The sequence below is a fragment of the Streptomyces toyocaensis genome, assembly GCF_000725125.1.
Lineage (GTDB): Bacteria > Actinomycetota > Actinomycetes > Streptomycetales > Streptomycetaceae > Streptomyces > Streptomyces toyocaensis.
Genome location: NZ_JFCB01000024.1, coordinates 21,309 through 43,949 on the forward strand (window position 1 = coordinate 21,309; position 22,641 = coordinate 43,949).

The 22,641-nt window shown below is 71.9% G+C and carries 21 protein-coding genes; 11 read left to right on the plus strand and 10 right to left on the minus strand.

Going from position 1 to position 22,641, the window contains the following annotated elements; all coding sequences use genetic code 11:
• Positions 1–12 precede the first annotated feature (12 nt).
• The 5 genes from lspA (at position 13) to BU52_RS23155 (ending at position 4,536) form a co-directional block, all read left to right on the plus strand.
• A complete protein-coding gene (lspA, locus tag BU52_RS23135) occupies positions 13–609 on the plus strand; it encodes a signal peptidase II (protein ID WP_037937555.1) in 597 nt (198 codons plus the stop codon).
• Between the two features lie 53 nt (positions 610–662).
• Complete coding sequence (locus BU52_RS23140) at positions 663–1,607, plus strand: RluA family pseudouridine synthase (protein WP_037937556.1); 945 nt, start codon at positions 663–665, stop codon at positions 1,605–1,607.
• Positions 1,604–2,071, plus strand: a complete 468-nt coding sequence (locus tag BU52_RS23145) for a GNAT family N-acetyltransferase (protein ID WP_037937559.1) — start codon at positions 1,604–1,606, stop codon at positions 2,069–2,071. Before BU52_RS23140 ends, BU52_RS23145 begins: the two co-directional genes overlap by 4 nt.
• Before the next feature lie 87 nt (positions 2,072–2,158).
• A complete protein-coding gene (locus tag BU52_RS23150; protein WP_037937561.1) occupies positions 2,159–3,745 on the plus strand; it encodes a Na+/H+ antiporter in 1,587 nt (528 codons plus the stop codon).
• Between the two features lie 50 nt (positions 3,746–3,795).
• Positions 3,796–4,536 (plus strand): SDR family NAD(P)-dependent oxidoreductase, encoded by a 741-nt coding sequence (locus BU52_RS23155; RefSeq protein WP_037937563.1) that lies wholly within the window; start codon positions 3,796–3,798, stop codon positions 4,534–4,536.
• Between the two features lie 7 nt (positions 4,537–4,543).
• On the opposite strand, the gene BU52_RS23160 is transcribed toward BU52_RS23155, so the two are convergent.
• Positions 4,544–5,659 (minus strand): mechanosensitive ion channel family protein, encoded by a 1,116-nt coding sequence (locus tag BU52_RS23160; RefSeq protein ID WP_037937565.1) that lies wholly within the window; start codon positions 5,657–5,659, stop codon positions 4,544–4,546.
• 108 nt (positions 5,660–5,767) lie between these two features.
• Between BU52_RS23160 and BU52_RS23165 the strand changes: the two genes are divergently transcribed.
• Positions 5,768–6,358, plus strand: coding sequence for a dienelactone hydrolase family protein (locus tag BU52_RS23165; protein WP_037937567.1), 591 nt, complete (start codon positions 5,768–5,770; stop codon positions 6,356–6,358).
• Here BU52_RS23165 and BU52_RS23170 read toward each other — a convergent pair.
• The 5 genes from BU52_RS23170 to BU52_RS23190 form a co-directional block, all read right to left on the minus strand.
• A complete protein-coding gene (locus BU52_RS23170; protein ID WP_051858540.1) occupies positions 6,343–7,323 on the minus strand; it encodes a zinc metalloprotease in 981 nt (326 codons plus the stop codon). The two genes, BU52_RS23165 and BU52_RS23170, sit on opposite strands and share 16 nt — an antisense overlap.
• Positions 7,324–7,650: 327 nt before the next feature.
• Positions 7,651–9,333: an alkaline phosphatase D family protein gene (locus BU52_RS23175; protein WP_037937570.1), complete on the minus strand. Its 1,683-nt coding sequence runs from the start codon at positions 9,331–9,333 to the stop codon at positions 7,651–7,653.
• A gap of 90 nt (positions 9,334–9,423) precedes the next feature.
• Complete coding sequence (locus BU52_RS23180; RefSeq protein ID WP_037937573.1) at positions 9,424–10,236, minus strand: DsbA family protein; 813 nt, start codon at positions 10,234–10,236, stop codon at positions 9,424–9,426.
• An 84-nt stretch (positions 10,237–10,320) separates the two neighbouring features.
• A complete protein-coding gene (locus tag BU52_RS23185) occupies positions 10,321–11,034 on the minus strand; it encodes a hypothetical protein (RefSeq protein ID WP_037937575.1) in 714 nt (237 codons plus the stop codon).
• A gap of 68 nt (positions 11,035–11,102) precedes the next feature.
• Positions 11,103–12,452, minus strand: a complete 1,350-nt coding sequence (locus tag BU52_RS23190) for a DUF2252 domain-containing protein (protein WP_037937580.1) — start codon at positions 12,450–12,452, stop codon at positions 11,103–11,105.
• Between the two features lie 203 nt (positions 12,453–12,655).
• Here BU52_RS23190 and dnaE point away from each other — a divergent pair, with 203 nt between their 5' ends.
• A complete protein-coding gene (dnaE, locus tag BU52_RS23195) occupies positions 12,656–16,195 on the plus strand; it encodes a DNA polymerase III subunit alpha (RefSeq protein ID WP_037937582.1) in 3,540 nt (1,179 codons plus the stop codon).
• A gap of 93 nt (positions 16,196–16,288) precedes the next feature.
• On the opposite strand, the gene BU52_RS35765 is transcribed toward dnaE, so the two are convergent.
• Positions 16,289–16,456 (minus strand): hypothetical protein, encoded by a 168-nt coding sequence (locus BU52_RS35765; protein WP_167343539.1) that lies wholly within the window; start codon positions 16,454–16,456, stop codon positions 16,289–16,291.
• A 220-nt stretch (positions 16,457–16,676) separates the two neighbouring features.
• On the opposite strand from BU52_RS35765, the gene BU52_RS23200 reads away from it, so the two are divergent.
• Positions 16,677–17,882 carry an NYN domain-containing protein gene (locus tag BU52_RS23200; protein ID WP_037937583.1) on the plus strand — a complete coding sequence of 402 codons (1,206 nt, stop codon included), beginning with the start codon at positions 16,677–16,679 and terminating at the stop codon, positions 17,880–17,882.
• Positions 17,883–17,915: 33 nt separating this feature from the next.
• Here BU52_RS23200 and BU52_RS23205 read toward each other — a convergent pair whose 3' ends face one another.
• Positions 17,916–18,320: a VOC family protein gene (locus tag BU52_RS23205; RefSeq protein WP_037937586.1), complete on the minus strand. Its 405-nt coding sequence runs from the start codon at positions 18,318–18,320 to the stop codon at positions 17,916–17,918.
• 209 nt (positions 18,321–18,529) lie between these two features.
• Between BU52_RS23205 and BU52_RS23210 the strand changes: the two genes are divergently transcribed.
• The 3 genes from BU52_RS23210 to BU52_RS23220 all read left to right on the plus strand — a co-directional run bounded on the left by BU52_RS23210 (position 18,530) and on the right by BU52_RS23220 (position 21,157).
• On the plus strand, positions 18,530–19,504 hold the full coding sequence (locus BU52_RS23210; protein WP_037937588.1) for an ABC transporter ATP-binding protein: 975 nt from the start codon (positions 18,530–18,532) through the stop codon (positions 19,502–19,504).
• A gap of 86 nt (positions 19,505–19,590) precedes the next feature.
• Entirely contained in the window at positions 19,591–20,412 is an 822-nt protein-coding gene (locus tag BU52_RS23215; RefSeq protein WP_037937590.1) for an ABC transporter permease, read from the plus strand.
• Positions 20,413–20,446: 34 nt separating this feature from the next.
• Positions 20,447–21,157: a hypothetical protein gene (locus BU52_RS23220; RefSeq protein ID WP_037937593.1), complete on the plus strand. Its 711-nt coding sequence runs from the start codon at positions 20,447–20,449 to the stop codon at positions 21,155–21,157.
• 205 nt (positions 21,158–21,362) lie between these two features.
• Here the strand turns inward: BU52_RS23220 and ybaK are convergent, their stop codons facing one another.
• A complete protein-coding gene (gene ybaK / locus BU52_RS23225) occupies positions 21,363–21,863 on the minus strand; it encodes a Cys-tRNA(Pro) deacylase (RefSeq protein ID WP_037937594.1) in 501 nt (166 codons plus the stop codon).
• A 29-nt stretch (positions 21,864–21,892) separates the two neighbouring features.
• Positions 21,893–22,633 (minus strand): LON peptidase substrate-binding domain-containing protein, encoded by a 741-nt coding sequence (locus BU52_RS23230; protein ID WP_037937595.1) that lies wholly within the window; start codon positions 22,631–22,633, stop codon positions 21,893–21,895.
• Positions 22,634–22,641 lie beyond the last annotated feature (8 nt).

Below are 22,641 nucleotides of genomic sequence, written 5' to 3' on the forward strand. Positions count from 1 at the left end.
TGAGGGACTCACGTGGCAGAGGCGGAGCGCATCATCGGTACGCCGGACACCCCGGACGCGGACCGGGACGAGCAGGAGCGGGCCGGCACCGACCCGATGGCGGCGGAGAGCGAGGGGTCCCGCGGTAAGCGGCGGGTCGCCGTGCTCTTCGCCGTCGCCGTCTTCGCCTATGCCCTCGATCTGGTCAGCAAGATGATCGTGGTCGCCAAGCTGGAGCACCACGAGCCCATCGAGATCGTCGGGGACTGGCTGAGGTTCGAGGCGATCCGCAACGCGGGCGCGGCCTTCGGTTTCGGCGAGGCCTTCACCGTGATCTTCACGGTGATCGCCGCCGCGGTGATCGTGGTGATCATCCGCCTCGCCCGCAAGCTCTACAGCCTGCCCTGGGCGATCGCGCTCGGCCTGCTGCTCGGCGGCGCCCTCGGCAACCTCACCGACCGGATCTTCCGCTCACCGGGCGTCTTCGAGGGCGCGGTGGTCGACTTCATCGCGCCCAAGCACTTCGCCGTGTTCAACCTGGCGGACTCGGCGATCGTGTGCGGCGGCATCCTGATCGTGCTGCTGTCGTTCCGCGGCCTCGACCCGGACGGGACCGTCCACAAGGACTGAGGCCGCCGGCACTCCCGTACGGGAGTGCCGGCCCCGTCCGGCATACTCGACGGGTGAGCACGATTCCCGAGATCCGCACCCTGCCCGTGCCCGACGGCCTGGAGGGCGAGCGCGTCGACGCCGCCATCTCCCGCATGTTCGGCTTCTCCCGCACCAAGGCGGCCGAGCTCGCCGCCGCGGGGAAGGTCACGGTCGACGGGTCGGTGGTCGGCAAGTCGGAGCGGGTCAGCGGCGGCGCCTGGCTCGAGGTGGAGATGCCGCAGGCGCCCGCGCCGGTCCAGGTCGTCGCCGAACCGGTCGAGGGCATGGAGATCGTGCACGACGACGACGACGTGGTCGTGATCGTCAAGCCCGTCGGCGTCGCCGCGCACCCCTCGCCCGGCTGGACCGGCCCCACCGTGATCGGCGGTCTGGCAGCCGCCGGGTACCGCATCTCGACCTCCGGCGCCGCCGAGCGCCAGGGCATCGTGCACCGCCTCGACGTGGGCACCTCCGGCCTGATGGTGGTCGCCAAGTCGGAGTACGCCTACACGTCGCTGAAGCGCCAGTTCAAGGAGCGCACGGTCGACAAGCGGTACCACACGCTCGTCCAGGGCCACCCCGACCCCACCAGCGGCACCATCGACGCCCCCATCGGCCGTCACCCGCAGCACGACTACAAGTGGGCGGTCACCGCCGACGGCAAGCCGTCCGTCACGCACTACGACCTCATCGAGGCCTTCCGCGCCGCCTCCCTGCTCGACGTCAAGCTGGAGACCGGCCGCACGCACCAGATCCGCGTCCACATGGCCGCCCACCGGCACCCCTGCGTCGGCGACCTCACCTACGGCGCCGACCCCACGCTCGCCAAGCGGCTCCGGCTGGCCCGCCAGTGGCTGCACGCGGTGCGCCTCGGCTTCGAGCACCCCGGCGACGGGCAGTGGGTGGAGTTCGGCTGCGACTACCCCGAGGACCTGCAGCAGGCGCTGGACCAGGTCCGCGAGGAGACCTACGCGTGAGCCTGCCGTACGTCGTCCGTGTGGCGGAGGGGCCCGCCGACCGCGAGGCCTGCTTCGCCGTGCGCAAGGACGTCTTCGTCGCCGAGCAGGGCGTTCCCGAGGACATCGAGTACGACGCCCACGACGCCGGCGCGGTGCACGTGCTGGCGGTCCGGGAGGACGGCACACCGCTCGGCACCGGACGGCTGCTGCACGGCGCCGCAGCCGCGGCGAGGAACGGCGGCGACCCGGCGGTCGGCTCCCTGGGGCGGCTCGCGGTGACACGCGAGGCACGCGGCCTCGGTGTCGGCGCGGCGCTGGTGCGGGCAGTCGAGGACGCCGCCCGCGACCGTGGGCTCACCGCCGTCGACCTGCACGCGCAGACCCACGCCCTCGGTTTCTACGAGCGGCTGGGATACGAGGCCTACGGGCCCGAGTTCCCGGACGCGGGCATGCCGCACCGGGCCATGCGCCGCGTGCTGTAGCACGCTCCGCGAACGTCCTGGTGGGGGCGTCGGCGTGGCAGGGTGGAGGTCCGCTGACCGATCACCGACCACCCGGGAGCACTGACCGTGGATCAGTTGGCCCTGCTGTTCGCCCTGCTGCTCGGGGCGGTGGTGAGCGTCCCCGTGGGGGAGCGGCTGCGGCTGCCGGCACCGGTGCTGATGACGGTCCTCGGGATCGTTCTGGCGCTGCTGGAGTTCGTCCCGAACGTCGACGTCCCGCCGGACCTCATCCTGCCGCTGCTGCTGCCGCCCCTGCTCTACGCGGCCGTGCGCCGGACGTCCTGGCGCCAGTTCGCGGCGAACGTCAGGCCGATCCTCCTGCTGGCCGTGGCCCTCGTCTTCGTCACCACCCTGTGCGTGGCCGTCGTCGCCCACGCGGTCGTGCCGGGGCTGCCGCTGGCCGCCGCCGTCGCCCTCGGCGCCCTGGTCGCGCCGCCCGACCCGGTCGCCGCGACCGCCGTCGCCGGGAAGCTGGGGCTGCCACGCCGGCTGGTGTCGATCCTGGAGGGCGAGGGGCTGTTCAACGACGTCACGGCCATCGTCCTCTACCACGTGGCCGTCGCCGCCGCCGTGAGCGGGACCTTCTCGCCCTGGCGGGCCGGTCTCGACCTGGTGCTGTCGGCGGTGGTGGCGATCGCGGTCGGACTCGTGCTCGGCTGGGGCACCGACAAGCTGATGGGCCTGCTCGGGGACCCCGCCCTGCAGGTCGCCCTGACCCTGCTGGTGCCGTTCGCCTCCTACGTCCTGGCGGAGGAACTGCACGGGTCGGGCGTCCTCGGGGTGCTCGTCACCGCGCTGTTCCTCGTGGAGTACGCCACCGACGCCGACGACGTCATGGTCCGGCTCGCCGGGCACACGTTCTGGGACATCGTGGACACGCTCGTCACCGGTGTCGCCTTCGGACTGGTCGGTCTCGAACTGCACAACGCGGTCGAGACCGCCGCCGGCCACTGGGGTGAGCTGCTCACCTGGGCGGGGGTGGTCGTGGCCGTCGTCGTCCTGGTCCGGCTGGCGTGGCTGCTGCCGGCGACCTGGGTCACGAAACGGCTGCACACGGCGCGCGACGTCGGCGAGGACATCCCGGTGAGCTGGCGCGAGACCGTGGTGATGTGGTGGTCGGGGATGCGCGGGGTGGCCTCCGTCGCGCTGGCCCTCGCCATCCCCCTGGAGACGGACGCGGGGGACGCCTTCCCCGCCCGGGGCGAGATCGTGTTCATCGCGTTCGGCGTGGTGCTCGCCACGCTGCTGGTGCAGGGACTGACCCTGCCGTGGCTGGTGAACCGGCTCGGCGTGCGCGGCGACTCCGGCCGTGAGAAGGAGTTCGAGCGGCGCCTGGCCGTCCGGGCGGCCAGGGCGGCGAAACGGAGGCTGCGGGAGATCGAGCAGGTCGAGGACCTCCCTGAGGAGCTGTCCGAGCAGATGCTGCGCAGGTCGTTCGACATCGGGGTGCGGATCAGCCCGGACCTCGCGGAGGACGAACGGCGGGAGGCGTACCGGCAGCGGGCCCGGCGGCTGAAACGGGTGCGGCGGATCGAGGGGGAGATGCTGAGCGCGGCCCGGCACGAGGTGCTGACGGCCCGCAGCGAACAGGGCGCCGATCCGGAGGTGGTGGACCGGGTACTGCGCCATCTGGACGTGCGCAGTCTGCGGTGAGCGCCGCTGGGTTACCGGCGGCGGCGGCTTTCTGTTCGTAGGGTCGGGGGATGACTCGGAACGTTGTGATCAGCGGGGGCGGTACCGGCATCGGACTGGCCACCGCGCGGGTGTTCGCCGCCGACGGGGACCAGGTGCTGCTGCTCGGGCGGCGCGGGGACGTGCTGGAACGGGCGGCGGTGCCGGGCGCCCTGACCCACGCCGCGGACCTGGCCGACCCGGAGGCAGTACGGGGCGTGGCCGGCTTCGTGGGCCGCGAGTTCGGGGCGGTGGACGTACTGATCCACTGTGCCGGGGGCAACGGGCTGCTCGAACCGTCCGTGGGCGCCGACGACCCGCTCGACGCGGTCGCCCGCGACTGGACGGTCAACTTCCGGCTCAATGTGCTGACCGCCGTGCTGCTCACGGAGGCCCTGCGGGAACGGCTCGCCGAACCCGGCGGGCGGGTGCTCTTCCTGAGCTCCATCGCCGCCTACCGCGGCTCCGGACGGGTGTCGTACGCGGCGGCCAAGGCGTCGCTGCACCCGTACGCGCACGACCTGGCCCGGCGGCTGGGGCCGCACGGCATCACCGTGAACGTGGTGGCCCCCGGCTACATCGAGGACACCGCGTTCTTCGGCGACGGTCCGGACGAGGAGCGGCGGGCCCGGCTGATCGCCGAGACGTCGGACAAGCGGCCGGGGACACCCGGGGACGTCGCGGCGACCCTGCACTGGCTCGCCTCCCCGGGCGCCGGACACATCACCTCGCAGATCGTCCAGGTCAACGGCGGTGCGGAACGCGGTCACTGAGGGCCGGTCAGCGCTCCCTCGGGTGGTGGTGCAGACGGCGGGCAGCCGGCACCCCGTCGGGGGAGCGGTGCCCGTTGAGGCCGGTACGCAGGACCGCGTCGGCCGTGTTCACCCGGGGCAGTGCGTAGGGGTGCTCGTCGGTCAGCCAGCGGATCATCTGCTCGCGGACCGTGACCCGTACCGTCCAGATGTCGTCCGCGTCCTTGGCCGTGGCCAGGGCCCGCACCTCCATGGTGCTGGGCGTGCTGTCCGTCACGGTCAGGTTGTAGGCGCGGCCGTCCCAGGCCGGGCACTCCCTCAGGATGTCCCGGAGCTTGTCGCGCATCGCGTCCAGCGGGGCCGAGTGGTCGAGGTGCCAGAAGACGGTGCCCGTCATCTGCGGGGTCCCGCGCGACCAGTTCTCGAACGGCTTGGAGGTGAAGTACGACACCGGCATGGTGATCCGGCGCTCGTCCCAGGTGCGTACGGTCAGGAAGGTCAGTGTGATCTCCTCGACCGTGCCCCACTCACCGTCCACGATCACCGTGTCGCCGATGCGGACCATGTCACCGAAGGCGATCTGCAGCCCGGCGAACATGTTGCCCAGGGTGGACTGGGCGGCCACACCGGCGACGATGCCGAGGATGCCCGCCGAGGCCAGCAGCGAGGCCCCGGCCGCGCGCATCGCGGGGAAGGTCAGCAGCATCGCGGCCACCGCCACCACCCCGACGACCGCCGACACCACACGCCGGATCAGCGTCACCTGGGTGCGCACCCGGCGGACCCGGGCGGGGTCGCGCTCGCGGTGGGTGCTGGCGTAGCGCGTGTACGAGGTCTCCACGACCGCGGCCGCGACACGGATCGCCAGCCAGGCCGCCGACCCGATGAGCACCAGCGACAGTGTCCTGCCGATGGCGACCTGGTGGTCCGGCCAGAGCCGGGCCTCGTCGTACGACCCTCTGAGCAGCGCGGCGCAGACCAGCAGCTGGTAGGGGACACGGCCGCGGCGCAGCAGGCCCCACAGCGGAGTCTCGGGGTGGCGTTCGTCGGCCTTGCGCAGCAGCAGGTCGGTGGCCCAGCCGAGCAGCAGCGTGAGCACGACCGAGCCGCCGACCACGATCAGTGGGCGGAGCACGTCATCCATGTCCCCGAACCTAACCGGCCGCGCGGGGGCATGAACATGTGACTTCCGCCGGATCGCGGGTAGTGCCGCGGTCCGGGGCCGTCAGACCCGGCTGGCACCATGGTCCGCATGAACATCATGCTCTTTCACTCGACCTACGGTCCGCGGCCCGCGGTGGCCCGGGCCGCGGACCGGCTGCGTGCGGCCGGACACGAGGTGTGGACGCCCGACCTCTTCGGGGGCCGCACGTTCGACACGGCCGAGGAGGGCATGGCGTACAAGGAGGAGGTCGGCAAGGACGAGCTGCTGAAGCGGGCCGTGCTCGCCGCCGCGCCCTACTCCGAACGCGGTCTGGTGTACGCGGGGTTCTCCTTCGGCGCCTCCGTGGCCCAGACACTGGCCCTCGGTGACGACCGGGCGCGCGGGCTGCTGCTCCTGCACGGCACGTCGGACATCGCGGAGAACACCTCGGCGGACGAGCTGCCGGTGCAGTTGCACGTCGCCGAGCCCGACCCGTTCGAGACCGACGACTGGCTCACCGCCTGGTACCTGCGGATGGGCCGGGCGGGTGCCGACGTCGAGGTGTACCGGTACGCGGGCGCCGGCCACCTGTACACCGACCCCGGCCTTCCGGACTACGACGAGGAGGCCGCCGAGGCCACCTGGCGGGTGGCACTCGGCTTCCTCGCCTCGCTCGAAGGGGATCAGCCGGCGCGGTAGGCGAGCCAGCTCTCCTGCATGCGCGTCACCTGACCCGCCGTGAACTGGTACATGCAAGCGTCGTACGTGTAGTCCATGAAGTTGTGGATCGGGTCGACGCCCGCCTTGCGGGTGCAGGAGTCGCTGCCCTCGGGGCACTGGTAGGCGGGGCTCTTCTCCGCCGGGGTGTCCTCGACGTAGTCGCCGTTGCCGTTGCAGCCGCCCTGGAAGGTGTGGTACAGCCCCATCCAGTGGCCGACCTCGTGGGTGGCGGTGTCGCCCTCGTCGTAGTTCGCTGCCGAGCCGCCGGGCAGCGAGGAGTTCAGGACGACGACGCCGTCCATCTCCGGGCTGGATTGGTAGGAGCTGGGGAAGGTGGCCCAGCCGAGGAGACCGTCGCCGATGTTGGCGGTGTAGAAGTTGAGCGCGTTCGCGCCGCCCTGGTGCAGGGCGGTCTTCATCGCCTTCTCCTCCGGCGAGCCGTGACCGACGGTGTACCAGGCGGCGTTGTCGGTGTAGTCGGTGCCGGCCAGCGTGAACTGGAAGCCCGAGTCGGTGTTGCCCGTGCCCTGGCCGGCGTAGGCCGCGTTCAGGACGTCCATCTGGGCGGTGATCTGTGCGGAGCTGAGCTTGCCCGCCTCCCCGTCGTGGATGACGTGGAAGTAGACCGGTACGGTCGCCGATGCGGCGGCCGCGCTGACGCGGCCGTCGGTGCGCAGCTTGTCCAGCTTGGCGCGCAGGTCGGCGTCCATGGCCTTGGCGCGGGTCTGGCTGACCTCGTTCGGCTCGGCGGCGTGCCCGTCGTCACCGGGACGGGCCTTGCGTGCCGTGGCGGAGGTGTCGTCGGCGCACTCGGCGGCCTGGGTGCCGGCCGCGGCCACCGTGGTGGGCGCGGACAACGGGGTGAGCATCAGGGTTCCGGCCACGACGGCCGTACCGAGCAGGCGTCTGTGCGACAGGGACGATATCCGGGCGAGCGGGCGCATGGGGGCTCCTGGCGGATGCGGTGGGGTCCGGGCCAGGGATCTTCCTGGCCGCCGCCGGGAGATTACGTGGACATGATCAGGCGCCAAGAGGAGCGATCAAGCCCAATCGTTGACCCGTCAAACAGGGGCAACAGGGAAAGCGGCGAGCGCCGAAACGTTACAGCGGCCGGTGTTTGAGAACGCGACGTCATCGTTTCGGTCACCGGGCGGGTGGTGTGTCCGGATTCGGTTCACCGTCCGCACCACCCGCCGTAGGCGAACCTGATCGGTTATCAGCCGCGCGTCGCACGGGCGGAGATGGCTGAAAATCGCCCCTGAGGGTGAGGGTTACACCGGGTCGTAGGTGCGCTCGGCCTTCTGCGTGCCGCTGCGGGTCCGGTAGGAGCGGGCCCACTTCGCCGTGGCGTCCGCCTCCGTGCGGCTGGAGAGCACGTAGTAGTCCATCTGCGCCCGCTCGGCGGTGATGTCCAGCACGCCGTAGCCGTGGCGGTCGGTGTCGACCCAGTGGACGTGCCGGTTGGCGGCCCGGATCAGCGGGGAGGCGAGCGCGGTGACGGTTCCCTCGGGGACCTTGACGATGTCGTCGAGGTTGTCCGAGGTCACCGAGGTGACGACGAACTCCGTGGCGGCCGAGGCCGACAGCGGATAGGTACCGGCGTCCACCGGTACGTCGTTGGCCCACGCCATGTGGATGTCACCGGTGAGGAAGACCGTGTTGCGGATGGCGTTCGCCCGCAGATGGGCGAGGAGTTCCCGGCGGTCGTCGGTGTAGCCGTCCCACTGGTCGGTGTTGAGGGCGAGGCCCTCCTGCGGCAGGCCCAGCAGCTTCGCGAGCGGCTTCAGCACGCTCGCCGGGAGGGACCCCACCGAGAACGGCGAGATCATCACCGAGGTGCCGACCAGCCGCCAGGTGGTGTCGGAGGCGGCCAGGCCCGCCTTGAGCCAGTCCAGCTGGGCGCGCCCGGTGAGCGTGCGGTCCGGGTCGTCGACGTCGCCGTCGCCGGTGGTGACCTGCTGGGAGCGGAACGAGCGCAGGTCCAGCAGGGACAGATCGGCGAGCTTGCCGAAGCGCAGCCGGCGGTAGGTGGTGCCGGCCAGCGCGGGACGTACCGGCATCCACTCGAAGTAGGCACGCTTGGCGGCGGCCTGACGGGCGGCCCAGGTGCCCTCCGTGCCCTCGGTGTGGTTCCCGGCGCCGCCCGACCAGGTGTCGTTGGCGATCTCGTGGTCGTCCCAGATGGCGATGACCGGCGCCTTGGCGTGCAGGGCCTGGAGGTCGGGGTCCGTCTTGTACGTCGCGTGGCGGACGCGGTAGTCGGCGAGGGTGACGATCTCGTGGGCGGGCGCGTGCGGGCGGACGACGGTGTCGCGGGTGCCGTACTCGCCGGTGCCGTACTCGTAGATGTAGTCGCCCAGGTGCAGCCAGGCGTCAAGATCGCTCCGGGCCGCGAGATGGCGGTACGCGGAGAAGTGCCCGGCCTCCCAGTTGGAGCAGGACACCACGCCGAAGCGCAGCCCGCCCACGGCGGCGTCGGCGGCCGGCGCGGTGCGGGTGCGGGCGACGGGGGAGTCGGTGCCGCCGGCGGAGAAGCGGAACCAGTAGTCGGTGGCCGGCCGCAGGCCGCGGATGTCCGCCTTGACGGTGTGGTCGGAGGCGGCGGTGGCGAGGGTCGAGCCCTTCGCGACGACGTCGGTGAACGCCCTGTCCCGGGCGACGGTCCAGCTCACCTCGGTGTCGGGCCCGAGCCCGGAGCCGGGTACCGCCTGAGGCACCGGTGTCACCCGGGTCCACAGCAGGATGCCGTCCGGCAGCGGATCGCCGGAGGCGACGCCGTGCAGGAAGGCGGGGGCCTGCCCGGCCGCCCGGGCGGGCAGCGCGGCGGCGAGCGGTCCGGCGAGCGCCGCGGTGGCGGCGGCCGCCTTGACGACCGTACGGCGGCGCGGGGCGAGGGAGTCGGCGTCCGCGGTGGCGGAGGCGGCGTTCTCGGATGATCTGTGTCGACTGGTCACAGCCGGACAGGCTACTGACAGGTACACGCTAGAGCGGGCGAACTCGGAAAAGTTCGCCCGCTCTTCAGCACGCCGTCGTCCGGCCGGAACTCAGCCCTTGAGGGCCTTGTCGACCGCCGTGTTGAACTCGGCCACCGTCATCGGCGCGTTCTGCCCGTCGGATCCGGTGATCTTCTTGCCGTCCATCTTCAGCGTCGGGGTGCCCTTGACGTCGCTGTCGTCGAACGTGTCGGACATCTCAAGAGCCCACCGGTCGAAGGTGCCGTCGTTCACGTCCGCCTGGAACTCCTTGTTGTTCTTCAGGGCGTCGACCGTGTTGGCGACCTTGATCAGGTACGAGTCGTCCGCGAACTTGTCGTCCGACTCCTCGGGGTGGTACTCGGCCGAGTAGAGGGCGCTCTTGTAGGCGAGGAACGCGTCGGGGCTGACGTCCAGTGCGGCGCCGAGAGCGCTCAGGGCGTTCTTGGAGCCCTCGCCGGACAGGCCGCGGTCGAGGAACGAGGCGCCTATGAAGCGGACCTTGTACTTGCCGTCCTCGACGTCCTTCTCGACGGTCCCGCCGACCGCCTGCTCGAACGTGGCGCAGACCGGGCAGCGCGGGTCCTCGTACAGTTCGAGGGTCTTCTTCGCGTCGGGCTTGCCGATGACGACGGTCGTGCCGTTCTCGCCGCTGGTGTTGGCCGGCTTGACGAGCTTGGCGTCCTTCGCGGCCTCCCAGGCGCTGGGCTTGTTGGCCTGGACGACCGCGTAGCCGATGCCGCCGGCCGCGGCCAGGACGCCGACGACCGACAGGGCGACCACGATCTGCCGCTTGGCCTTCGCCTTCTTCGCCTGGCGCTCGCGCTCCTGGCGCAGCCGCTCCCGGGCCGCCGTCTTCGCCGCCTGGCTGTTCCGCTTGCTCATGGTGATGTCTCCACGGGGGACGCACACGGTCGTGTGCGGGATACGTATGGGGGACTGCTGGTGCTCGGGGTCGGGCCGCCGGTCTCAGGCGTGGGCGGCGACGGAGCACGGCGGTCCGCGCCGTCCCAGGGAGTGCGCGAGGAGCAGGGTCCGGGCGATGGCGGTGCGCAGGACCGGGTGGCCGGGACGGAGGGTCCCGGGGGCCCGGCGCACGGTCACCGCCGCGACCGCCAGCAGCAGCGGGCGGACCGCCGTCGAAGCCGCCGCGGCGAGCGCGCTCAGCGACCGGGCCAGCGCCCGCTCGCCGCGGCGCAGCCAGGCGGCGGCGAACAGGCCGACCCCGATGTGCGCCCCGAGCAGCATCCAGGCGGTGGCCGGGTCGGCCTCGGCCAGCAGGGCCGCCAGCCGGTCACCACCCCCGGCGGCGGGGGAGGTCACCCGGGCGAGCGGTGCGCCCACGCTGGTGCCGTCGCCGCACAGCACGTCGAAGCCGACGGAGCGCAGCGGGCCCGCCACGGGCCCGCCCATCCGGCCGTAGCAGACGTGCTGGCCCGTGGTGAAGACCGTGTCGGCGGCCAGCTCCAGCGGGATCAGCAGGGCGGCGATCCGCCCGAAGGAACGCTCACGCCCCGCCAGGGCGTACGCCAGGAGGAACACGGCGGCGGCGATCGCGGCCACCGTGTTCAACGGCAGCGGAGCCCCGGACAGCAGCACGTGCGACGCGGCGCTGAGCGTCACGACGACGGCCGTGAACAGCGCCGCGCGGACGGCTCTGAGCTGGGTTCCGGATATGTCCATGGCGGGAACGAGTGTGCCACGTGCTCCGGTGAGGGATCCCTGAAGGGTCCCTGTGAAAGGGCGGACGGTCACAGCCCTGGAATCCTGCCGTTGCGGAAGAGGTCCAGGAAGGTCTGGTGGTCGGCGCGTGCGCGGGCGCCGTAGCCGTGGGCGAAGTCGACCAGGAGCGGGACCAGGGAGTCCTCGTCGGCGGCGATCGCCGCGTCGATGGCGCGCTCCGTGGAGAACGGGACCAGGGACTCGCCGGAGGTGTCGTCCGCCGCGGCGTGCATCGTCGCCGTGGCCCGGCCGAGGTCGGCGACGACCAGGGCGATCTCCTCCGGGTCGTCGATGTCGCTCCAGTCCAGGTCCACGGCGTACGGCGAGACCTCGGCAACCAGCTGGCCCGAGCCGTCCAGCTCGGTCCAGCCGAGCCACGGGTCGGCGTGCGCCTGGAGGGCGCGCTGGGAGATCACCGTGCGGTGCCCCTCGTGCTGGAAGTAGCCCCGGATGGCCTGGTCGGTGATGTGCCGCGAGACGGCCGGGGTCTGGGCCTGCTTGATGTAGATCACGACATCGTTCTCCAGGGCGTCGCTGTGACCCTCGAGGAGGATGTTGTACGACGGCAGCCCTGCCGAGCCGATGCCGATGCCGCGGCGGCCCACGACGTCCTTCACGCGGTAGGAGTCCGGGCGCGCCAGCGAGGCGTCCGGCAGCGTCTCCAGGTAGCCGTCGAAGGCCGCGAGCACCTTGTAGCGGGTGGCGGCGTCCAGCTCCACCGCCCCGCCACCGGGGGCGAAGCGGCGCTCGAAGTCGCGGATCTCGGTCATCGAGTCCAGCAGGCCGAAGCGGGTCAGCGAGCGGGCGTCGCGCAGCGCGTCGAGCAGCGGGCCCTGGGCGGTGTCCAGGGTGAACGGCGGCACCTCGTCGCTCTTCGCACCGGTGGCCAGCGCGTGGACGCGCTCCCGGTAGGCCGTCGCGTAGACGGCGACCAGTTCGCCGATCTGCTCGTCGCTGAGCGCCTTGGCGTAGCCGATCAGCGCCACGGAGGCCGCGAAGCGCTTGAGGTCCCAGGTGAACGGGCCGACGTAGGCCTCGTCGAAGTCGTTGACGTTGAAGACCAGGCGGCCGTTGGAGTCCATGTAGGTGCCGAAGTTCTCCGCGTGGAGATCGCCGTGGATCCACACGCGCGAGGTGCGCTCGTCCAGGTACGGCCCGCCGTACGTCGCCCCGCCGTCCGGCCCGGCGTTCCCTGCGGCCAGGTCGTGGTAGAAGAGGCACGCCGTCCCGCGGTAGAAGGCGAACGCCGAGGCCGCCATCTTCCGGAACTTCACCCGGAACGCGGCCGGGTCGGCGGCCAGGAGTTCGCCGAAGGCGGTGTCGAGGACGGTGAGGATCTCCTCACCGCGGTGCTCGTCGTTGAGCTGCGGGACCGACATCGCTGTGTGCCTCCAGGTGCGTGACGTCTCGGGACGGCTGGCCGTCCCCTGCCTAACGCGTGACCGGCCACGGGAGTGCCCGCGCCACCGCCCGAAGGTACGTCGCGGCGGCCCCCGCGTGTCAGTCCCGGGGCATAGACTTCGACGCTGTGCCCGGACTGTCCGCCCGCCCGTCGCCGAGAGTTCTTCCTGGAGGCCGCACCGTGTCGAAGCCGCCGTTCACGCACCTGCACGTCCATACCCAGTACTCGCTGCTGGACGGTGCCGCGCGGCTGAAGGACATGTTCAACGCCTGCAACGAGATGGGCATGACGCACATCGCCATGTCCGACCACGGCAACCTGCACGGGGCGTACGACTTCTTCCATTCCGCCCAGAAGGCCGGGGTCACCCCGATCATCGGGATCGAGGCGTACGTCGCACCCGAGTCCCGGCGCAACAAGCGCAAGATCCAGTGGGGCCAGCCGCACCAGAAGCGGGACGACGTCTCCGGCTCCGGCGGTTACACCCACAAGACGATGTGGGCGGTGAACAGCACCGGCCTGCACAACCTCTTCCGGCTCTCCTCCGACGCGTACGCCGAGGGCTGGCTGCAGAAGTGGCCCCGGATGGACAAGGAGACCATCGCGAAGTGGTCCGAGGGCATCGTCGCCTCCACCGGCTGCCCCTCCGGCGAGGTGCAGACCCGGCTGCGTCTCGGCCACTTCGACGAGGCACTCAGGGCGGCCGCCGACTACCAGGACATCTTCGGCAAGGAACGCTACTTCCTGGAGCTGATGGACCACGGCATCGAGATCGAGCACCGGGTCCGCGACGGCCTGCTGGAGATCGGCCGGAAGCTCGGCATCCCCCCGCTGGTGACGAACGACTCGCACTACACCTACGCGCACGAGGCGGGTGCCCACGACGCGCTGCTGTGCATCCAGACCGGCAAGAACCTCTCCGACCCGGACCGCTTCAAGTTCGACGGCACCGGCTACTACCTCAAGTCCACCGACGAGATGTACGCCATCGACTCCTCGGACGCCTGGCAGCAGGGCTGCGCCAACACCCGGCTGATCGCCGAGATGGCCGACACCACGGGCATGTTCGAAAAGCGCGACCTGATGCCCCGCTTCGACATCCCGGAGGGGTACACGGAGGTCAGCTGGTTCCGCGAGGAGACCATGCGCGGCATGCAGCGCCGCTTCCCGGACGGCATCCCGGACGACCGCATGAAGCAGGTCGAGTACGAGATGGACACCATCATCTCGATGGGCTTCCCGGGTTACTTCCTCGTGGTCGCCGACTTCATCATGTGGGCGAAGAAGCAGGGCATCGCGGTCGGCCCGGGCCGCGGCTCCGCGGCCGGCTCGATCGTCGCCTACGCCCTCGGCATCACCGACCTCGACCCGATCCCGCACGGCCTGATCTTCGAGCGGTTCCTCAACCCCGAGCGCATCTCCATGCCCGACGTCGACATCGACTTCGACGAGCGCAGGCGCGTCGAGGTGATCCGGTACGTGACGGAGAAGTACGGCGCCGACAAGGTCGCCATGATCGGCACCTACGGCACCATCAAGGCCAAGAACGCGATCAAGGACTCCGCGCGCGTGCTGGGCTACCCGTACGCGATGGGCGACCGGCTCACCAAGGCGATGCCCGCCGACGTCCTGGGCAAGGGCATCCCGCTGTCCGGCATCACGGACCCGAACCACCCCCGCTACTCCGAGGCCGGCGAGATCCGCGGGATGTACGAGAACGAGCCGGACGTGAAGAAGGTCATCGACACCGCGCGCGGTGTGGAAGGCCTGGTCCGGCAGATGGGCGTGCACGCGGCGGGCGTGATCATGTCCAGCGAGACCATCACCGACCACGTCCCGGTCTGGGTCCGGCACACCGACGGCGTGACCATCACGCAGTGGGACTATCCGAGCTGTGAGTCGCTCGGCCTGCTGAAGATGGACTTCCTCGGCCTGCGCAACCTGACCATCATGGACGACGCCGTCAAGATGGTGAAGGCCAACAAGGGCATCGACATCGACCTGCTGTCGCTGCCCCTGGACGACCCCACGACCTTCGAGCTGCTCCAGCGCGGCGACACGCTCGGCGTGTTCCAGTTCGACGGCGGACCGATGCGCTCGCTGCTCCGGCTGATGAAGCCGGACAACTTCGAGGACATCTCCGCCGTGTCGGCCCTGTACCGGCCGGGCCCGATGGGCATGAACTCGCACACCAACTACGCCCTGCGCAAGAACGGCCAGCAGGAGATCACACCCATCCACCCCGAGCTGGAGGCCCCGCTCAAGGAGGTCCTGGACGTCACCTACGGCCTGATCGTCTACCAGGAGCAGGTGCAGAAGGCCGCCCAGATCATCGCCGGCTACTCGCTCGGCGAGGCCGACATCCTCCGCCGCGTGATGGGTAAGAAGAAGCCCGAGGAACTGGCGAAGAACTTCACCATCTTCCAGGCCGGCGCCCGCAACAACGGCTACAGCGACGAGGCCATCCAGGCGCTGTGGGACGTACTGGTGCCGTTCGCCGGCTACGCGTTCAACAAGGCCCACTCCGCCGCGTACGGACTGGTGTCGTACTGGACCGCCTATCTGAAGGCGAACCACCCGGCCGAGTACATGGCCGCGCTGCTCACCTCGGTGAAGGACGACAAGGACAAGTCCGCGGTCTACCTCAACGAGTGCCGCCGCATGGGCATCAAGGTGCTCCCGCCCAACGTCAACGAGTCCGAGTCCAACTTCGCCGCGCAGGGCGACGACGTGATCCTCTTCGGCCTGTCCGCGGTGCGCAACGTCGGCACCAACGTCGTCGAGTCGATCATCAAGTGCCGCAAGGCCAAGGGGAAGTACACCTCCTTCCCGGACTACCTCGACAAGGTCGACGCGGTCGTCTGCAACAAGCGGACCACGGAGTCACTGATCAAGGCCGGCGCCTTCGACTCCATGGGGCACACCCGCAAGGGCCTCACCGCGCAGTACGAGCCGATGATCGACAACGTGGTCGCGGTGAAGCGCAAGGAGGCCGAGGGACAGTTCGACCTCTTCGGCGGCATGGGAGAGCAGGAGACCAGCGAGCCCGGCTTCGGTCTCGACGTCACCTTCACCGACGACGAGTGGGACAAGACGTACCTGCTCGCGCAGGAGCGCGAGATGCTCGGCCTGTACGTGTCCGACCACCCGCTGTTCGGCCTGGAGCACGTGCTGTCCGACAAGGCCGACGCGGGCATCTCACAGCTCACCGGCGGGGACTTCGGCGACGGCGCCGTGGTCACCATCGGCGGGATCATCTCGGGCCTCCAGCGCAAGATGACCAAGCAGGGCAACGCGTGGGCGATCGCGACGGTGGAGGACCTCGCGGGCTCCATCGAGTGCATGTTCTTCCCGGCGACGTACCAGCTCGTCTCGACGCAACTCGTCGAGGACGCCGTGGTCTTCGTCAAGGGCCGGCTCGACAAGCGGGAGGACGTGCCGCGGCTGGTCGCGATGGAGCTGATGATCCCCGACCTGTCCAACGCGGGCGCCAACGCGCCGGTGGTGCTCACCATCCCGGCGACACGCGTGACCCCGCCGATGGTCAGCCGGCTCGGTGAGATCCTCACGCACCACAAGGGCGACAGCGAGGTCCGCATCAAGCTCCAGGGGCCCACGAAGACGACGGTGCTGCGCCTCGACCGGCACCGGGTCAAGCCGGATCCCGCCCTCTTCGGCGACCTGAAGGTCCTCCTCGGGCCGTCCTGCCTGGCGGGCTAGCGACCGCCTCCGGCGGACGCGCGTGAGGGGCGCACCCTGCGGTGGGTGCGCCCCTCGTCATGTCCTGAGCCGCGACGGCCCGTCACGCAGACGTCAGTTGTGGCCGAAGCGCTTCCGCCGGCCCTTGCCGGGGCCGACCTCGCCGGTCATGACCGGCGTGGTGCGCTGCTCGTCCGGCGTCTCCATCGCGGACGACTGCGCCGCGCGCGGGGTGCGCTCGGCCTGGCTCTGCTTACGGTCACGGTTCTTGTTCTTGGCCATGGTGATGCCTCCTGTGGGGGACTAGGGGCCAGGGCCGGAACCAGATTCACACAGCCCGATAACCCACGCATGTCGGACAATTACCGTCCGTGACGGGGTGGTCGGGGGAGGAAGTGAGGAAACGCCACGCCGAAGATCGAGTCCGGGCCGTTAACCCCGGCGCGGTCGGGCAGACTCGAAGCAAGCCCGAAGCAAACCTCCCGGAAAGAGGGTGGATCGCGTGGACCGCTGCATCGTCCTGGTGGACGCCGGGTATCTGCTGGGGGCCGCCGCCAGTCTCCTCGCCGGGGAGCCGTCGCGGTCCCGCATCACCGTCGACCACACCGCCCTCATCCAGGGGCTGCGCGAGCGCGCCGAGAACGACACCCGGCAACCGCTGCTGCGCATCTACTGGTTCGACGGCGCCCCCGACCGCGTTCCGCAGCCCGAGCACCGCAGGCTGCGCGTGATGCCGCGGGTCACCGTCCGGCTCGGTGCGCTCACCCGCAGCGACGGCCGATGGGCGCAGAAGGGCGTGGACGCCGCGATGCACGCCGAGCTGACCGAGCTGGCCCGCAACCGCGCCTGCTCCGACGTCGTCCTGGTCACCGGTGACGGTGATCTGCTGCCGGGCATGATGGCGGCGAAGGAACACGGCGTGGCCGTCCACCTGTGGGCCGTGCAGGCCGCCGACGGCGACTACAACCAGTCCGAGGACCTGGTCGCCGAGGCCGACGAACGCCGGGTGCTGGACCGGGCGTGGATCACCCGGGCCGTCCGGGCCAGGGAGCACACCGGCGTGTGCGCGCCGCCGCCCGTTCCGCGGCCCGAGATCGCCGCGATCCTCTCCGCCCCGCTGCCGGACTCCGCGCTCACCGCGACGGCCGAGCGGACCGCGCGGGAGCCCCAGCACCCGGCCGCGGCGCACAACGGCACCGCCGAGCGGGCGCCGACGGCGAAGGGCGTCCCCACCCCGAAGGACCTGGCCGCGCTGCGCAGCCCGGGCCCGCACCAGCCCCCGCAGCCCGCCTCCGCGACGCTGCGGTGGTCCTCCGACAAGGGATGGGTCGACCGGCCCGTCGCCGAGCCGCCCGAGGCCGCGTCCATGCCGACGCTCGCCCAGCTCACCACGGCGGAGCAGCGGTGGGCCGACCGCGAGGAGGACATCACCACCGTCGGCGGGGATCCCTTCGAGGTGGGTCAGGTCTTCGCCCGGCGCTGGGTGGAGCGCCTCGGCGACCAGAGCCACCTGCAGAAACTGTCTGCCATGTACCCCCGCGTCCCCCACCGCATCGACGGCGAGCTCCTGCGCTACGCGGCCCGCTTCGGCCTCCTCGCCCACAAGGACGACCAGATCGACGAACGCGACCGTTACGCCATCCGGGCGGGCTTCTGGCGGGAACTCGACCAGCGCACCGGCACGGAACGGGCCCCCGCCGGGGAGTGAGCGGCGCCGCCGCCCCGCCCCCCGGTGAACGCCCTAGTCGCCGAGTTCGGTGAAGAGGGTCAGCTGGAGCGCGCCCGGGCCTTCGAGCCGCGAGTTCAGCGAGTTCCAGGGGGTGCGGGTCGGCTCGGCGACCACCTCGGCCCCGGCGGCGGCGAGCTTCGAGGTGGTGGCGACGGCGTCGTCGACCTGGAAGGCGACCCGGACGTGACCGGCCACCCGCCGCCCGACCTCCACCTCGTCGATGAAGGCGGCGTGGTTCGGATCGGTCAGCTCAAGGGTGGCCCGCCCCGCCTCGAGGATGGTGACCCGGCCGTCGGGGGACGAGAACGCCGCACGCTCGGGCAGCCCCAGGACGTCGCGGTAGAAGTGCAGCGCCGCCTCGTAGTCGGCGGCCGTGACCACCAGGCGCAGTTCCCGGACAGCGGGTTCGTCGGTCATGTCGGCTCCTCGTCGGTCGTTCGCGCGGACGACGGGTGAACACGGTGAGCGAGCGGACGATTCCCCGGGGCTCCGGCCGGAGCCCGCTCCGGAGGCGCGGGACGCGCGGCAGGAGAGCGCCCCGAGGAGCCGCCGGGCTTCCCGACCCCGTAGGCTCGTCCCTTGTGAATACGCGCGCGGCAGAGGCACCCCGGCACCGTGGTGGTGCCGTGTGCGCGGTGCGCGGCCTGACCAAGACCTATCCGGCGGTGCGCGGCCGGCGCGGGGTTCCCTCCACACCCGAGGTCCGGGCCACCGACGACGTGACGCTCGACATCCGGCGCGGTGAGATCTTCGGCCTGCTCGGACCGAACGGCGCCGGCAAGTCCACCCTCGTGCGCCAGTTGACCGGCCTGATGCGGCCGGACAGCGGGAGCGTGGAGATACTCGGCCACGACATCGTGCGCCACCCCGAGCGGGCCTCACGCATCCTCGCCTACCTCGGCCAGGAGTCCAGCGCCCTCGACGAGCTGACCGTGTCCCTCGCCGCCGAGACCACCGGCCGGCTGCGCGGGCTCGACGTGCGCCGGGCACGGGCCGAGCGGGACGATGTCCTGGACGAACTGGGGCTCGCCCCGCTCGCCGGGCGCCCGCTGAAGAAGCTCTCCGGGGGCCAGCGCAGGCTCGCCTGCTTCGCCGCCGCGCTGGTGGGGGAGCGCCCCCTGCTCGTGCTCGACGAGCCCACCACCGGCATGGACCCGGTGGCCCGGCGCGCGGTGTGGTCCGCCGTCGACCGGCGCCGCGCCGAGCACGGTTCGACCGTCCTGCTGGTCACCCACAACGTCATCGAGGCCGAGACCGTCCTCGACCGGGTCGCGGTGCTCGACCGCGGCCGGGTCATCGCCTGCGACACCCCGGCCGGGCTCAAGGAACAGGTCGCCGGCGAGGTCCGGGTCGACCTGGTGTGGCGCGAGGCCGCACCCCTGCACGTGCCCGAGGTCGCCGCGCTGCGGGACCGGGTCGTCGAGTCCGGCCGCCGGTGGACCCTGCGGCTGGCGCCCGAGGAGGCCCGCACGGTCGTCGCCACCGTCACCGGCGGCGCCGCCTTCGCCGCCCTGGACGACTTCACGCTGGCCACGCCCAGCCTGGAGGACGTCTACCTGGCGCTGGGCGGCGCCGTACGGCAGGGACTGGTGAAGGCGTGAGGACACGGGCCGCGTCGTCCGTGCGCAACAGGGCGACCGCCGGAGCGGATCCGGGTGACCCTCCGAGCGAAGGAGAGCAGCACGTCGTGAGTGCCGTACCCGCCGATGTCCTGCCGGGCGGCGCCCCCGCCGCGGAGGGGACCGCGCCGGAAGCGGCCGAGCTCGGCCCCCGGGCACGGATGTGGCCGTCGCTCGCCGCCGTGTACCGGGCGCAGCTGTCCCGGGCCCGGGTCGCGCGGATCCCGCTGCTGTTCGTGGCGACGTTCCAGTCGGTCGGCATCATGATCCTGATGCGCGGGGTCGTGGACGGCGGCGGCGAGGCGCAGGCCGTGGTCGCCGGCTCGGCGGTGCTGGTCGTCGCGTTCGTCGCGCTGAACCTCCTCGCCCAGTACTTCGGCCAGCTGCGGGCCAGCGGCGGCCTCGACCACTACGCGACCCTGCCCGTGCCGCCGGCGGCCGTGGTGCTGGGCACGGCGGGTGCCTACGCGTCGTTCACCGCGCCCGGAACGGCCGTGACCGCCGTCTTCGGCTGCGCGCTGTTCGGGCTGCCGCTGGCCCACCTGTGGATCCTGATCGCGGTGATCCCGCTCGCGGGCGCCGCGCTCGCCGGGCTCGGAGCGGCCCTCGGCCTGCTCGCGCCCCGGCCGGAGCTGGCCACCCTGCTCGGCCAGCTCGGCATGTCCGCGGCACTGCTGCTGGGCGTGCTGCCGCCGGAGCGGATGCCGGAGGCGGTGCGTCTCGCCCGGGACCTCCTGCCGTCGACGTACGGCGTCGAGGCCTTCGCGCGGACCTTCGGACCGGACCCCGACTGGGCCCGTGTGCTCGGTGACCTCGCCGTGTGCGGGGGCGTCGGCGTGATCTCGCTGGCCGTGGCGACCTGGGCGTACCGCAGGGCAGCCGTCCGGTGACGCGCCGCACAGCCGGGCCTGGCACGATGGCAGGGTGAGCGCTCCTCTGACACCACCACCGCCCCCGCACGAGCATTCCGCGCAGGACGCGTGGCAGCCGCCGTCCGACGGGTCCGCGGCCGCCTCGGGCCGGCACGCCGGGACGGCCGGGCACGCCGGGTCTCCCCGGCACGGCTGGTGGGACGAACAGGACGGCCCCGGGATGAAGAAGGAACTGCGGGAGGCCGCCGTGACCGCGGTGGCGGTGGCGCTCGGCGGGGCGCTGCTCGGGGTGCTGTGGTGGTGGCTGGCGCCGCGTGTGCCGCTGGTGGGTGACGTGGTCCGCGGCAACTGGGCCGTCTACCTCAAGGACTCCGAGGGCGAGCAGGGTGTCGGGGTGGACGGCACGTTCACGCTCCTCGCTCTGGCGTTCGGCGCGGTGAGCGCGCTGGTCGTGTTCCTGGTCCGCCGGCGCGGTGGCGTGCCGTTGGTGGTGGCGCTGGCGGCGGGAGGGCTGCTGGGGTCGGTACTGGCGTGGCGGCTGGGGGTGTGGCTCGGGCCGGCGCAGGACGTGATCGCCCAGGCCCGGAGCGTCGGCGAGGGCGTGACCTTCGACGCGCCGTTGAAGCTGAGCGCGAAGGGGGCACTGCTGGCATGGCCGTTCGCGGCGCTGGTGCTGCACCTGGGCCTGACGGCGCTGTTCGGGCCGCGGGACCCCGAGCCCTTCCCCCCGGCGGAACCGTACGCACCACGAGGGACGGCGTAGTCTCCCGCCCCGGGGGCCGCGGGCGGTGTGGCGGTCGGCCCTGCTGCCCGCCCGGCCGCGCCGTGAACCGTTCGCCGGGCCGCTCCGCAGGCGCGTGAGGCACTGCGGGAGGCACGACTGACAGCCTGAGCCGCAGGGTGGCCGGGCCGGGGCGCCGGCGCCGGGCCTGTCCTCGCCGGCCGGAACCGGACTCGCGGTCGCGCGGCTAGACCCGCCCGATCGGGGCCGAGGTCGCCGACGTCAGCTTCGTCAGGTCCTCCGGGGAGAGTTCGACCTCCAGGCCGCGGCGGCCGGCCGAGACGCAGATCGTCTCGTGCCGTGCGGCCGACGCGTCCAGGACCGTCCGAAGCCTCTTGCGCTGGCCCAGCGGCGAGATCCCGCCGCGCACGTACCCGGTCGTGCGCTCCGCCAGCGCCGGGTCGGCCATCGCCGCCCGCTTGCCGCCGACCGCCGTCGCGAGGGCCTTCAGGTCCAGCCGGCCCGCCACCGGGACCACCGCCACCGTCAGCGCCCCGTCGACGTCCGCCACCAGCGTCTTGAACACCCGGTCCGGCGAGACCCCCATCGCCTCGGCCGCCTCCTCGCCGTACGACGGGTGGGAGGGGTCGTGGTCGTAGGAGTGCACCGTGAACGGCACCCCGGCCGCGGTGAGCGCCACCGTCGCGGGAGTTCCTCCCGGCTGCTGCTTCCTGGACTTCTTCGCCATTCCGGCTCGGCACCCCAGACACTCGTGGGTCAGTTGAGACTCGTCGGGCCGCGCGTCAGTTCCGACGCCGGCAACGACGGCAGATTACGGATGACGGCCGTCTCCGTGCGAAGGAGTTTCAGCTCGTCGCGGAGCCGGGAGGCGGTGTCCGGTGCCTGGAGCAGACGCTGCCGCGTCGGCGTGTCCAGCATCATCGCGGCGGCGACCAGGTAGGAGACCACTCCCGGCTCGTCCGGGAGGTCCGCACCGGTCGCCAGCGACCGCTCCCGCGCGCCCGCCAGCCGCTTCTGGTACTGCCGGAACGCCCGCAGCACCCCCTCCGCGAGCGGCCCGGACTCCTCACCGGGATCCTCCTCCACCGGCTCCAGCTCGGCCGTCAGGAACGGCCCCGAGGCGTCGACCGACAGCAGCCGCACCCGGGTCGTGCCCGTCGCCAGCACCTCGAAGGTGCCGTCGGCACGCTCCCGGACCGTCGCCGCGTCGGCCACACAGCCCACCTTGTGGAAGGCCCGGATCGGGTCCGGGCCGAAGCCGGCCGCCGGCCCCCGGTCGGGCTCGGCGGTCGGACCGGGCAGGCCGGGGGCGCTCGGCGCGATCTCGTGGCCGTCGCGGATCGCCACGACGGCGAACTGCCGCGGCTCGTCCTCCGGGGTCTTCAGCAGCTCGCGCATCATGGCGCGATAGCGCTCCTCGAAGACGTTGAGCGGGAGCACGAGCCCCGGGAACAGCACGGTGTTCAGGGGGAAGAGCGGGAGCCGGACGGTGGTCACGACGCAAA